We start from the raw sequence: 12,639 nt of genomic DNA, 5'->3' as shown, positions 1-12,639 counted from the left end.
GCCGCTACGTTGCTTTCATGGCCTCCAAGACGACGCTTCCCGTACTCGACACCCGTGCGCTGAACCGTGCCACGCTTGCCCGCCAGCTGCTCCTGACCCGCGCCGAGATGTCCGCGCAGGACGCCACGGAGCACCTGCTGGGGCTGCAGGCGCAGAACGTGAAGCCGCCCTACTTCCAGCTCCACGCCCGCCTCGCCGGATTCGGGCCGGCCGAGCTCGCCGGGCTGATGGAGTCCCGGCAGGTGGTCCGGATGGTCACCATGAGGTCCACCATCCACACCCACACCGTCCACGACGCGCTGACCCTGCGCCCCCTGGTCCAGCCCGCCCGCGACCGGGAGATCAACTACTTCCGCAAGGGCCTGGTCGGAGTGGACCTCGACAGGCTGGCCGAGCGAGCGCGGGAGTTCGTGGAGGCCGAACCGCGGACCATGGCGGAGATACGGGAGGAACTGCTCAAGGAGTGGCCCGGAGACGACCCGCAGTCACTGTCCGTCGCCGCGCGCTGCCGGCTGCCGCTCGTCCAGGTCACCCCGCGCGGGGTCTGGGGGAAGAGCGGGCAGGTCCGCCTCACCACCTTGAGCGAGTGGGTGGGGGGAGGGGGAAAGGGCGCGGGAGTAGAGGGAGGAGCAGAGGGAGGAGCAGAGGGAGGAGTAGAGGGAGGAGGGCCTGGTGGGGAGGCTTCGGGGATCGATGACGCTGTTCTGCGGTATCTCGGGGCTTTCGGGCCCGCCTCCGTCAAGGACATGCAGACGTGGGCCGGGCTCACCCGGCTGCGCGAGGCCTTCGAGCGGCTGAGGCCCGTACTGGAGGTGTTCCAGGACGAGAACGGCGTCGAACTCTTCGATCTGCCCGACGGACCCCGCCCCGATGCCGAGCAGCCCGCCCCGCCCCGCTTCCTTCCCGAGTTCGACAACCTGCTCCTCTCCCACGCCGACCGCTCCAGGGTGATCCCGCCCGAGCTGAAGGGGAGCAGCTGGACCGGGAACCAGGCCCACTGCACGCTGCTCCTCGACGGCTTCCTCGCCGGGCTCTGGAAGCTGGACGGAGAGAAGGGCGGCGGGAAGGAAGGCGGCAAGGACGGAGGGACGCTCACCGTCGAGTTGTTCTCCGGCGTCTCCAAGGCCGGCAAGGCCGAGATCGTGGCCGAGGGCGAGGTACTGCTCGCGGAGATGGGCGGCGGGGCGGGTGAGGTCCGCTTCGGGTCCATCCGCGCGTGAGCCCGGACCGCGCGTGAGCCCGGACCGAGAGTGAGCCCGGGCCGAGAGTGAGCCCGGACCCCGAATGAGCCGAGCCCGGCGACCCACCCCCGCCGCGCTCTGGTGGCCCGTACACCGGACACGGCACGATGCCTGGCACGACCGAGATCACCCGCGATCGTTCTCGTTCGTGGGGCGGGCCGCTCGACCACCGACGGACGGCGGCGCGCCTCCTTCATGCAGCTGTTCGGGATCAGGGACCGAAGGAGAGAGCACATGCGGATTCCCATGACCGTGACGGACTTCCTCGACCGGGCGGAGCTGGGGTTCTCGTCGAGCCCGGGCGTGGTGGACGAGCCGGATCAGCCCGCTCCACCGGTCCCCGATTCGACCTACGGGAGGCTGGGCGAGCGCGTACGGGCCTGGCAGGCGGGATTCGACGCGCTGGGGGTCGGGGAGGGCGAGCGCGTGGCCGTGGTCAGCCACAACTCCGCCCGGCTCCTGGAGCTGCTCTTCGCGGTGCCGATGAGCGGGCGCGTCTGCGTACCGGTCAACTTCCGGCTGAAGCCGGAGGAAGTCGACTACGTGGTCCGGCAGAGCGGGGCCTCGGTGCTGCTCGTCGACCCGGAACTGGACGAGGCGCTGTCGGGCGTCAAGGCCCGCCACCGCTTCGTCCTCGGGCCGGAGACGGACACGGCGCTGATGCGCTTCGGGGTGGAGCCGCGTCCCTGGTCGCACCCGGACGAGGACGCCACCGCGACGATCAACTACACCTCGGGGACCACCGCCCGCCCCAAGGGGGTGCAGCTCACCCACCGCAACATCTGGGTGAACGGGCTCACCTTCGGACTGCACACCCGGGTCTGGGAGCGTGACGTCTACATGCACACGCTGCCGATGTTCCACTGCAACGGCTGGGGCATGCCCTTCGTGATGGCGGGGCTCGGCGTCAAGCAGGTCGTGCTGCGCAAGGTCGACGGCGCCGAGATCCTGCGCCGGGTCGAGGAACACGGGGTCACGCTGATGTGCGGTGCGCCCGCCGTGTGGAACACCGTGCTGGACGCGGCGGCGAGCTGGGAGGGCGAGATCCCGGGCCGCGACCGGGTGCGCGTCGTCTGCGCGGGCGCCCCGCCGCCGAGCCGGACGATCCAGCGCATGGGCGAGGAGCTGGGCTGGGAGTTCACGCAGATCTACGGCCTGACCGAGACCTCGCCGCTGCTCACCTTCAACCGGACCCTGCCCGCCGACGCCGAGCTGCCGGCCGAGGAACGGGCGCGCCGGCTCTCGCGTGCGGGGCTGCCCGCGCTGGGGGTCAAGCTGCGGGTCTCCGAGGACGGCGAGGTCCTGGCCAGGTCGAACGTCGTACTGGAGGGGTACTGGGACAAGCCGGAGGAGACCGCGGCCGCACTGCAGGACGGCTGGTTCCACACGGGTGACGGCGGCACGGTCGACGAGGCCGACGGCCATCTGACGATCTCCGACCGGAAGAAGGACGTGATCATCACCGGCGGCGAGAACGTGTCGTCGATCGAGGTGGAGGACGCGATCTTCAGCCATCCGGCGGTCGCGGAGGTCGCCGTCATCGGTGTGCCGCACGAGAAATGGGGCGAGACGATCAAGGCCCTCGTGGTCCTCGCCGAGGGAGTCGACGGAGAGGCCGTCCAGGAGGCGGAGATCATCGCCCACTGCAAGCAGCGACTGGCCGGGTACAAGGCGCCGACGACGGTCGAATTCCGCGCCACGATCCCGCGTACGGCCACCGGCAAGATCCAGAAGTTCAAGCTCCGCGAGCCGTACTGGTCCGGCCTGGAGCGGCAGGTCAACTGACCCCGCCGGGGCGACCCCGAGCCCGGGGTCAGGTGAACGACCGAGGGCCGGTACGGGGCTGCGCGCGCAGCTCCGTACCGGCCCTCTGGGCCCTCAGGTGCTGCTCTAGGCGGGCAGCAGGGCCTCGATCGCCGCGATGACCTCGGGGGACTCGGGCTCCGTGCGCGGGCGGAAGCGGGCCACGACCTCGCCGGCGGGGGAGATCAGGAACTTCTCGAAGTTCCAGGTGATGTCACCGGCCTCGCCCTCGGCGTCCGGAACCTTCACGAGCTCCTCGTAGAGCGGGTGGCGGTTCTCGCCGTTGACCTCGGACTTCTCCAGCATCGGGAAGGTGACGCCGAAGCCGGCCGCGCAGAACGTCTGGATGTCGTCGGCGTTGCCCGGCTCCTGGCCGCCGAACTGGTTGCAGGGCACACCGATGACGGTGAAGCCCTTCTCCTCGTACTTGAACTGCAGGCGGGCCAGACCCGAGTACTGAGGGGTGAGGCCGCACTGCGAGGCGGTGTTCACGAGCAGGATCGCCTTGCCCTTGTGCGCGGCGAGGCTGGTGGGCTCGTCGGACAGAGTGGTCAGCGGGATGTCGTACAGGCTCATCAAGCTCTCCTCGGCAGGCAACACACGTAATACCCCCCGAGCCTAGGCCCCCATGCCGAGGAGGTCCTCCGCCGGGTCGTTGACCGGCTGGGGCATGCCCGTGAGGTCCATCACGAAGAGCGGTATCCCGAGGTCGTCCGCGCGGGTGCGGGCGTCTTCCGTGTAGCCGGCGAGGGAGAAGTAGACGCTCGTCGCGCACGCCGTGAGCCCGTTCAGCCAGACGCACTCCACCGCCCGCAGCCCGGCCGGGGCCGTGGTCGGGTCCACCTGGGCGACCAGGCCGGGGGCCCGCAGGTCCACCGCCGCCGACGGGATCGGCCGCCCGTCGGGCTGGCGCACGTCCTGGAAGCCGAGCCAGCGCAGGTACAGCGCGGCGGTGACCACCGCGTCCCGGGCGGTCCGGATGGTCACGGGCCGGAAGTCGGGGCGGGGCACCGCGGGGTCGGCCGGGGCCGGGGCCGGACCGGCGGGCGGTCCCGCCCGCCCCGGCGCCTCCACCCCGCGAGGGAAGGGAGGCGGAGAAGGAAGGGAAGTGGGAAGGGGAGGAGGGGGAGAAAGAGGAGTGTGCTCGACCCCGCCCGCCGGCTCCAGCGGATGCACCGGGACCAGTACGACCGTCCCGCAGGAGGTGCACCCCACCTCCGGATGCGGCCACTCGCTCTCCCGCCCGCAGGCCTCGCACCGCACCGCGACCCAGCTCTGCGTCCAGGTGCGGTGGGTCAGCTCCCGGGGCGGCGAGGTCAGGTCCAGGGGCGGGGTGACCGGGTTCCCGCAGGCGCAGGGGAAGACCGGGGCGGCGTAGCCGTTCTCGCGCAGGCACGCCGGGCAGCGCACCGGTACCGCATCCGCCATGAGACCTGGACCCCCTTCGTCGCTGTGCGTAGCCCCATGGTCCACCACCTGCCACCGGAGGGGTGGGCAGACCCCCGATTTTCCGCCGGGTCCTGGTTTTTCGTACAACTCACTGCCCAAGACGCGGCTTTTGGTGGGTTCCGAGGTGCCGTACCGCCTTGACGTTGCGGGGAGTCCCCGCTTAGCGTGTTCCGTATAGCAGAACAAAACTTCCGGATTACGGAAAAGCCTCACCAGCCGGACCCGCCAGACCCGCAGGAGAACTCGATGCCTCGTATGACAGCCGCCGCCGCTGCAGTGGAGATCCTCAAGCTCGAGGGTGTCGAACAAGCGTTCGGCGTCCCCGGTGCTGCGATCAACCCGTTCTACCGCGAGCTCAAGAACGTGGGCGGAATCGCCCACACGCTGGCCCGCCACGTCGAGGGTGCCTCGCACATGGCCGAGGGTTACACCCGCGCCAAGGCCGGCAACATCGGCGTCTGCATCGGTACCTCGGGCCCGGCCGGCACCGACATGATCACCGGCCTGTACTCCGCGATCGCGGACTCCATCCCGATCCTGTGCATCACCGGTCAGGCTCCGGTCTCGAAGCTCCACAAGGAGGACTTCCAGGCCGTCGACATCGCCTCGATCGCCAAGCCGGTCACCAAGAAGGCGACGACCGTCCTGGAGGCCGCCCAGGTTCCGGGCGTGTTCCAGGAGGCCTTCCACCTGATGCGCTCCGGCCGTCCGGGCCCGGTCCTCATCGACCTCCCGATCGACGTCCAGCTGACCGAGATCGAGTTCGACCCCGAGACCTACACGCCGCTGCCGGTCTACAAGCCGGCCGCCAGCCGTGCCCAGGCCCGCAAGGCCCTGCAGTTCCTGCTCGAGTCCGAGCGTCCGCTGATCGTCGCCGGTGGCGGCATCATCAACGCCGACGCCTCCGACCTGCTGGTCGAGTTCGCCGAGCTGACGAACGTCCCGGTCATCTCCACCCTCATGGGCTGGGGCGTCATCCCGGACGACCACGAGCTGGCCGCCGGCATGGTCGGTGTCCAGACCTCGCACCGCTACGGCAACGCGACGTTCCTCGAGTCGGACTTCGTCTTCGGCATCGGCAACCGTTGGGCCAACCGTCACACCGGTTACAACCTCGACGCCTACACCAAGGGCCGCAAGTTCGTCCACGTCGACATCGAGCCGACCCAGATCGGCAAGATCTTCGCCCCGGACTTCGGCATCGCCTCGGACGCCAAGGCGGCCCTGGAGCTCTTCGTCGAGATCGCCAAGGAGCTCAAGGCCGAGGGCAAGCTGCCCGACTTCAGCGCCTGGGCCGCTTCCGCCCAGGAACGCAAGGCGACGCTGCTGCGCCGCACGCACTTCGACAACATCCCCATGAAGCCGCAGCGCGTCTACGAGGAGATGAACAAGGCGTTCGGCCCCGAGACCCGCTACGTCACCACCATCGGTCTGTCCCAGATCGCCGGTGCGCAGATGCTGCACGTCTACAAGCCGCGCAACTGGATCAACTGCGGCCAGGCCGGCCCCCTCGGCTGGACCATCCCGGCCGCCATCGGTGCCGCCACCGCGGACCCGGAGACCCCGATCGTCGCGCTGTCCGGCGACTACGACTTCCAGTTCATGATCGAGGAGCTGGCGGTCGCCGCCCAGCACAAGGTCCCCTACGTTCACGTCCTCGTGAACAACGCCTACCTGGGTCTGATCCGTCAGGCGCAGGGCGGTCTGGGCATCAACTTCGAGGTCAACCTCGAGTTCGAGAACATCAACACCCCCGAGCTGGGTGTCTACGGTGTCGACCACGTCAAGGTCGCCGAGGGCCTGGGCGTCAAGGCGATCCGCGTCACCGACCCGGACAAGCTGGGCGAGGCCTTCGAGACGGCCAAGAAGTGGGCCCAGGAGCACCAGGTCCCGGTCGTCGTCGAGGCCATCCTCGAGCGCATCACCAACATCTCGATGAGCAAGACGGTCGACATGAGCGACGTCACCGAGTTCGAAGAGGTCGCGACCGAGCTGGGTCACGCCCCCACCGCGCTCCGCAACACCCTGCCCGCCTAGTCCCATCAGGCTGGTCTAGCACCACCGAACGGCCCCCGTCCCTCCTCCAGGAGGAACGGGGGCCGTTCTGCGTCCCCTACGAGCCCCAGGTCCCGCCCCCGTTCCACCAGGCGGCACGCCCGCGCGCTCGTCCGCCGTATAGGTTCGCCCGATGCGCAGATTCGCGGAGGCCGAGGACCTGCCCGGCGGCGCCGCGGCGGAGGGGGTCGACGGGACGGACCCGTTCGCACCGGCCTCCGGCATGGAGCCCTTCCTGGCCGCGCAGCGGCTGCTGCACGGGCTCGGGGCCCGCGTACCCCGGCTGCTGCTGGCGGACGGCAGCAGGCAGCGGCCGCCCTCGGGAGCTCCTGCGAGCAGCTGGTCCTCGACCGGGCCCTGTCCTGGTGACCGAGGGCGGGGAAGCGGTCCTCATCGACATCGAGGGCCTCATGTACTTCGACGTCGAGTGGGAGCACGTCTTCCTCCGGCTGCGCTTCCAGGAGCGCTACGGGCCCCTGGCGCGGCCCGGCCTCGACCCGCGGCGCCTCGACCTCTACACGCTGGCCATGCGCCTCTCCCTGGTGGCCGGCCCGCTGCGCCTCCTCGACGGGGACTTCCCCGACCGGGAGTTCATGGAGGGCATCGCCGAGCACAACCTCAAGGAGGCGCTGGCCCTGCTCCCGTAGAGCCCGGTGCCACGCCCCCCGGGCATGACAAAGAGCCGAGTCACGGGACCGTCCGTGACTCGGCTCTTTGAGTGTGTGTTGCTTGTTACCGCCCGACGGTACGAGGCTGGCGCGACAGGACGTTCGCACCGCCGGGCGGAGAGGGTGGGGGAGGTGTTCTCCTCCATATACAGGGGACTCTGTGCGTGGCCCCTGTATATAGAGGAGTGATGTTGGCTGGGACCGTGGCGAACGGCGACGAGAACTCCGGCTTCGTCTCCCTCAGGTCAAGAGACGGGCCTCGGAACCCATTACCACCGCACTGGCTCGCACGCTCGCCACGGTCCTCGTCCTGCCCTCACCGCGTACCACCCCTCATCCGGGTCCGCGGTGCGGGCTCAGCACCCGGATCCTGACCTCCCGTCAGGATCCCGGCGCAGCTTGTGTGGCTCAGGCGTCGCGCAGGGCGCGGACGGCCTCCTCGACGCGCTTGCCGTAGTCGGCGTCCGCGGCGTGGAAGTGAGCCAGGTTCTTCTCGATGACGTCCTCGAGGGTGACCTGAGACAGGCCGCCGGCGATGGTCGCCACCAGACGCTGCTTCTCGGCCTCCGACATCAGGCGGTAGAGCTCACCGGCCTGGAAGAAGTCGTCGTCCTTGGTGTGGGCCGGAGCCTCGTGGGTGCCCGTGTAGCCGGAGACGGCCTTCGGGGCGCCCAGCGCCAGACCGGTCTCGGCCGGACCCTGGTGCGAGTTGGGCTCGTAGTTCTTGTCGTAGCGCGAGCCGTTGCGCAGCGCCATGACGCCGTCGCGGCCGTAGTTGTCGGCCTTCGTCGCCTTCGGGGCGTTGACCGGGATCAGGGTGTGGTTCACACCGAGGCGGTAACGCTGGGCGTCGGCGTACGCGAACAGACGGCCCTGGAGCATCTTGTCCGGCGAGGCGGTGATGCCCGGGACGAAGTTGTTCGGGGAGAACGCGGACTGCTCGACCTCGGCGAAGACGTTGTCCGGGTTGCGGTCGAGGACCAGACGGCCCACGCGCTGCAGCGGGTAGTCGCTGTGCGGCCACACCTTGGTGAGGTCGAACGGGTTGAAGCGGTAGTCCGCAGCCTCGGAGGCCGGCATGACCTGGACGTAGAGGGTCCAGCTCGGGTTCACACCGCGCTCGATCGCCTGCAGCAGGTCGGTCTGGTGCGAGTTGGCGTCGGAGCCGACGAGCTCGGCGGCCTGCTCGCCCGACAGGCAGCGGATGCCCTGGTTCGTCTTGAAGTGGTACTTGACGAAGAAGGCCTCGCCCTGGGCGTTGGTCCACTGGTACGTGTGGGAGCCGTAGCCGTTCATGTGACGGTACGACGCCGGGATACCGCGGTCACCCATCAGCCAGGTGATCTGGTGCGTCGCCTCGGGGGCGTGGGCCCAGAAGTCCCAGACGTTGTCCGCTTCCTGCTTGCCCGTGAAGGGGTCGCGCTTCTGGGAGTGGATGAAGTCGGGGAACTTGATCGGGTCCTTGATGAAGAACACCGGGGTGTTGTTGCCGACGAGGTCGTAGTTGCCCTCTTCGGTGTAGAACTTCAGCGCGAAGCCGCGCGGGTCGCGGACCGCGTCCGCGCCACCCAGCGAGTCGGCCACGGTGGAGAACCGCAGGAAGGTCTCGGTCTTCTTGCCGACCGTGTTCAGGAACGCGGCGCTGGTGTACGCGGTGACGTCGTCGGTCACCTCGAAGTAGCCGTACGCGGCGGAGCCGCGGGCGTGCACCACGCGCTCCGGGATGCGCTCGCGGTTGAACCGGGCGAGCTTCTCGAGGAGCTGCTGGTCCTGGATCAGCAGGGGGCCACCGACGCCGGCGGTAGCGGAGTTCTGGTTGTCGGCGACCGGGGCGCCAGACTCGGTCGTCAGCGTGCGCTTCGACATGGTGACCTTCCGTACGGGGAACTGCTGACGGAAATCGTCTTCCGTCATGCGGAACAGACTAATTTCGGCATGAACGCGACGTCAACAGTTTGTTGAAATGAAAGTTGAGGGAGAGGCAATCCGGACGGTGCCGGCACTTGGGCGCGACAGGACAGGTGTCAGCACCGGCACCATCCGGAAACTCAGGGCCCCGCGAGCGGGGCGGGTGGCGGCCCGGTGATCAGGACGATCGGGCCGCCTGTCGGAGCGGAGCTCAGATCTGGGCGCCGGAGAGGCGCTCGACCGCGCGGAGCAGCGCGGAGTGGTCCAGGCCACCGTCACCCTGGGCGCGCAGCGAGGCGACCAGCTGGGCGACGACCGCGCCGACCGGGAGGGCCGCACCGACGTTGCGGGCGGCGTCGGTGACGATGCCCATGTCCTTGTGGTGCAGGTCGATCCGGAAACCGGGCTTGAAGTCGCGGTTCAGGAAGTTGGCCTTCTTGCGGGTCAGGACCGTGGAGCCGGCCAGACCGCCGTTGAGCACGTCCAGAGCGGCTTCGAGGTTCACGCCCGACTTCTCGAGGAAGACGACGGCCTCGGCGCACGCCTGGATGTTCACCGCGACGATGAGCTGGTTGGCAGCCTTCACCGTCTGGCCGGAGCCGTGCGGGCCGCACAGGACGATGACCTTGCCGAGGGCCTCGAGGACCGGCAGGGCCTCGTCGAAGTCGGCCTGCTCGCCACCCACCATGATCGACAGGACGGCCTCGATGGCACCGGCCTCGCCACCGGACACCGGGGCGTCGATGACGCGGATGCCCTTGGCGGCGGCGTTCTTCGCCAGGTCGATCGAGGTCTGCGGGGTGATCGACGACATGTCGATGATCAGCGCGCCGGACTTGGCGTTCTCGAGGATGCCGTTCTCACCGTAGGAGATGGCCTCGACCTGCGGGGAGGCGGGCACCATCGTGATGATGACGTCGGCGTCCTTGACGGCTTCGGCGATCGAACCGGCGGCGGAGCCACCGGCCGCGGCGAGGCGGTCCAGCTTGTCCTGCTCCAGCGTGAAGCCGGTGACCGAGTAGCCGGCCTTCAGGAGGTTCTCGGCCATGGGGGAGCCCATGATGCCAAGGCCGACCCATGCGATCTTGGGGAGGTTGCTCATGATGAGGGTCCTTCTCTTAATGCTTCGTACGAAAAGTTCGTCAGGTGCCTGGCTGTTCGCCCGGACTTTTCCGCTTACTTCGCGGCGCGGGCCTCGGCGGGCAGCCACGCGAAGGAGGCGGCGGCGTCGGCGGCCTTGTACTCGAGACCGACAAAGCCCTGGTAGCCGGCCTTCTGGAGCTGGTCGAGCAGCTCTTCGAGGGGCAGCTCGCCGGTGCCGGGAGCACCTCGTCCCGGCTTGTCCGCAATCTGGACGTGTCCGGTCTTGGCGGCGTACTTTTCGATGACCTCGGAGAGGTCCTCATCGTTCATCGCCAGGTGGTACAGGTCGAGCAGGAACTTGGCGTTCCCGAGGCCGGTGGCCTCGTTCACCTTGTCCACTACCTCGATGCCGGCCGGGGCGCTCACCAGGGGGTAGAGCGGCGACTCGGGCTTGTTCAGGGTCTCGATCAGGAGGATCGCGCCGACGCGGTCCGCGGCCTGAGCCGCCACGACCAGGTTCTTCAGAGCGAGCTCGTCCTGAACGGCCGGGTCCACGCCTTCGACGCGGTTGCCGTAGAGGGCGTTCAGCGCCTTGCAGCCGACCGAGGCGGCGAAGTCCGCAGCCACGTTGATGTTGGCGTTGAAGCGCTCCGACTCCTCACCGGGAACCGATACCGCACCGCGGTCGGGGCCCGGCAGCTGGCCGGCGTAGAAGTTCAGGCCCACCAGCTGGGTGCCGGCGTCCTCAAGAGCGGTCTTGAGGGCGTCGAGCTCCTCCTGAGCGGGGGTGGGGGTCTCGATCCAGGGCCACCACAGCTCGACCGCCGTGAAGCCCGCTGCGGCGGCTGCCGCGGGACGCTCCAGGAGCGGGAGTTCCGTGAAGAGGATCGAAAGATTTACATCGAAGCGCTGGTCCGTGTATCCCATGAGGGGTGTGCGCTCCTTCCGTATTGCGGAAGTTAGTTTCTGCCTGATGGAAGACTGCAAGCAGGGCGGCCCGGTTGTCAAGTGCCGCCTCCCGAAAAGTCCGGCCCGCCCGTCGCCCGACCGCCACCCCTCAAGGGGGCGCTATCGCGCCACTCCTTCTAGTCCCGGTAGCTTGAGCGGCGTGCGATTGAGAGTGGAGTTCACGACCGAGCCCTTCGATCTAGAAGAGGCCCCTGCCCATGCCGTAGCCGCTCGCGAGGTCATCCAGACGGCCCAGCTGGACGCGGTGGACGTCGGCCCGTTCGGCAACACCGCCGAGGGGGAGTCCGAAGCGGTGCTGACCGCGGTCACCGCGCTGCTGCGGAACTCCCTGGAGGCCGGAGCCACGCGCGTCTCGCTCCAGGTCAATGTGATCGGGGAGGACACGCCATGACCGAGCCCCGGGACCACCCGTTCGTCGCCGCGGTCAAGCCGCTGGTGGACGCGATGGGCGGCGAGCTGATGGATCCGTCCCTGGCCCAGCCCGACGACGTCGTGCTCGCCTGGGAGGGCCAGGACCTGCTGGCCGTACGGCTTCCGCAGCTCTCCGACTCGCTGGACCACATCCTGGCGGCGCTGGAGCGCCGGCACGGCGTACCGTTGTCCCAGCTCGACCGGAAGTCCAAGCAGGACGTCGTGCGGATACTGGAGGCGCGCGGCGCCTTCTCGGTCCGGCACGGTGTGGAGACGGTCGCGGGGGCCCTGGGCGTGAGTCGCTTCACGGTCTACAACTACTTGAACCGGGACTCAAACACTCCCAAAGGGTCCACCGGGACCAACCAAGAGTGAATCCTGAATGACCCACCGTGACGAGCCGCCGCCCAATTCACCCGGGCGGCGGCTTTTGTGTACGGGAAGTTTCAACAAAGTGTTGACGCCGTGTTGTCGAGGGCGTTAGCTATGCGCAGCCCGTCAAAGCAACAACAGGCCACGGAGGCCTACCGTGACTTCGAGTCCGACCCCGGGTCTCACCCGGTTCAACGCCTTGGACGACAGTGCGGCCACGGCCGAACTGCACGAGGTGTGTGCCAGCTCGGCATGGGGCAGCAAGCTGCTCGCCCAGCGCCCCTTCACCAGCGTCGACACCCTGTTCTCCGCGAACGAGGCCGCCATGGCCGAGCTCACCGCGGAGGACCTGGGCGAGGCGATGGGTGGACACGCGCCGATCGGCCGGCCGAAGCCGGGAGACCCGACCTCCGCCCGCGAGCAGCGCGGCATGGCCGGTGCCTCGGAGGAGCTCAAGTCCGAGCTCCTCGAACTGAACCTGGCCTACCAGGACAAGTTCGGCCACGTCTTCCTCATCTGCGCCACCGGTGCGACCGGTGAGTTCATGCGGGACGCGGTCAAGGTCCGGATCGAGAACTCGCCGGAACAGGAGCGGGAAATCGCTCGTGGCGAGCTCGTCAAGATCAACCGGATTCGGCTGACCCGTCTCGTGGAATCCGTAGAAGGAGAGTAAGACCGAG

The 12,639-nt window shown here is 68.8% G+C and carries 11 protein-coding genes and 1 pseudogene; 7 read left to right on the top strand and 5 right to left on the bottom strand.

Annotated elements, in window-relative coordinates; genetic code table 11:
- The first annotated feature begins 17 nt into the window (after positions 1-17).
- Together OG898_RS00430 and OG898_RS00425 are read left to right on the top strand one after the other, a co-directional pair.
- The gene (locus tag OG898_RS00430; protein WP_266954206.1) at positions 18-1,220 is read left to right on the top strand and encodes a winged helix DNA-binding domain-containing protein; all 1,203 of its coding nucleotides are present in this window, start codon (positions 18-20) and stop codon (positions 1,218-1,220) included.
- A 255-nt stretch (positions 1,221-1,475) separates the two neighbouring features.
- Entirely contained in the window at positions 1,476-3,026 is a 1,551-nt protein-coding gene (locus OG898_RS00425) for an AMP-binding protein (protein ID WP_250740558.1), read from the top strand.
- Positions 3,027-3,131: 105 nt separating this feature from the next.
- Here OG898_RS00425 and OG898_RS00420 read toward each other — a convergent pair whose 3' ends face one another.
- Both OG898_RS00420 and OG898_RS00415 read right to left on the bottom strand, forming a co-directional pair.
- Positions 3,132-3,620: a glutathione peroxidase gene (locus OG898_RS00420; protein ID WP_250740557.1), complete on the bottom strand. Its 489-nt coding sequence runs from the start codon at positions 3,618-3,620 to the stop codon at positions 3,132-3,134.
- A 42-nt stretch (positions 3,621-3,662) separates the two neighbouring features.
- A complete protein-coding gene (locus OG898_RS00415) occupies positions 3,663-4,472 on the bottom strand; it encodes a hypothetical protein (protein ID WP_266954202.1) in 810 nt (269 codons plus the stop codon).
- Between the two features lie 276 nt (positions 4,473-4,748).
- Between OG898_RS00415 and gcl the strand changes: the two genes are divergently transcribed.
- Both gcl and OG898_RS00405 read left to right on the top strand, forming a co-directional pair.
- On the top strand, positions 4,749-6,530 hold the full coding sequence (gcl, locus tag OG898_RS00410; protein ID WP_266960009.1) for a glyoxylate carboligase: 1,782 nt from the start codon (positions 4,749-4,751) through the stop codon (positions 6,528-6,530).
- A 404-nt stretch (positions 6,531-6,934) separates the two neighbouring features.
- Positions 6,935-7,195 (top strand): annotated as a pseudogene (locus OG898_RS00405) (aminoglycoside phosphotransferase family protein); the annotation flags it as partial.
- A gap of 429 nt (positions 7,196-7,624) precedes the next feature.
- On the opposite strand, the gene OG898_RS00400 reads toward OG898_RS00405, so the two are convergent.
- The 3 genes from OG898_RS00400 to OG898_RS00390 all read right to left on the bottom strand — a co-directional run bounded on the left by OG898_RS00400 (position 7,625) and on the right by OG898_RS00390 (position 11,134).
- Positions 7,625-9,082: a catalase gene (locus OG898_RS00400; RefSeq protein WP_250740648.1), complete on the bottom strand. Its 1,458-nt coding sequence runs from the start codon at positions 9,080-9,082 to the stop codon at positions 7,625-7,627.
- Between the two features lie 253 nt (positions 9,083-9,335).
- Positions 9,336-10,226 carry a 2-hydroxy-3-oxopropionate reductase gene (locus OG898_RS00395; protein ID WP_250740546.1) on the bottom strand — a complete coding sequence of 297 codons (891 nt, stop codon included), beginning with the start codon at positions 10,224-10,226 and terminating at the stop codon, positions 9,336-9,338.
- 74 nt (positions 10,227-10,300) lie between these two features.
- Positions 10,301-11,134 carry a TIM barrel protein gene (locus tag OG898_RS00390; RefSeq protein ID WP_243339126.1) on the bottom strand — a complete coding sequence of 278 codons (834 nt, stop codon included), beginning with the start codon at positions 11,132-11,134 and terminating at the stop codon, positions 10,301-10,303.
- A gap of 181 nt (positions 11,135-11,315) precedes the next feature.
- Between OG898_RS00390 and OG898_RS00385 the strand changes: the two genes are divergently transcribed.
- The 3 genes from OG898_RS00385 to uraD all read left to right on the top strand — a co-directional run bounded on the left by OG898_RS00385 (position 11,316) and on the right by uraD (position 12,632).
- Positions 11,316-11,567 (top strand): thiamine-binding protein, encoded by a 252-nt coding sequence (locus tag OG898_RS00385; RefSeq protein WP_250740545.1) that lies wholly within the window; start codon positions 11,316-11,318, stop codon positions 11,565-11,567.
- Positions 11,564-11,962: a helix-turn-helix domain-containing protein gene (locus OG898_RS00380; protein WP_250740543.1), complete on the top strand. Its 399-nt coding sequence runs from the start codon at positions 11,564-11,566 to the stop codon at positions 11,960-11,962. Before OG898_RS00385 ends, OG898_RS00380 begins: the two co-directional genes overlap by 4 nt.
- A gap of 154 nt (positions 11,963-12,116) precedes the next feature.
- Complete coding sequence (gene uraD, locus OG898_RS00375) at positions 12,117-12,632, top strand: 2-oxo-4-hydroxy-4-carboxy-5-ureidoimidazoline decarboxylase (RefSeq protein ID WP_250740541.1); 516 nt, start codon at positions 12,117-12,119, stop codon at positions 12,630-12,632.
- Positions 12,633-12,639: the final 7 nt, after the last annotated feature.

The organism is Streptomyces sp. NBC_00193 (assembly GCF_026342735.1).
Classification (GTDB): domain Bacteria; phylum Actinomycetota; class Actinomycetes; order Streptomycetales; family Streptomycetaceae; genus Streptomyces; species Streptomyces stoeckheimensis.
Note: the sequence above shows the minus strand (reverse complement) of the source record. Positions and strands in the feature narration are given on the sequence as shown.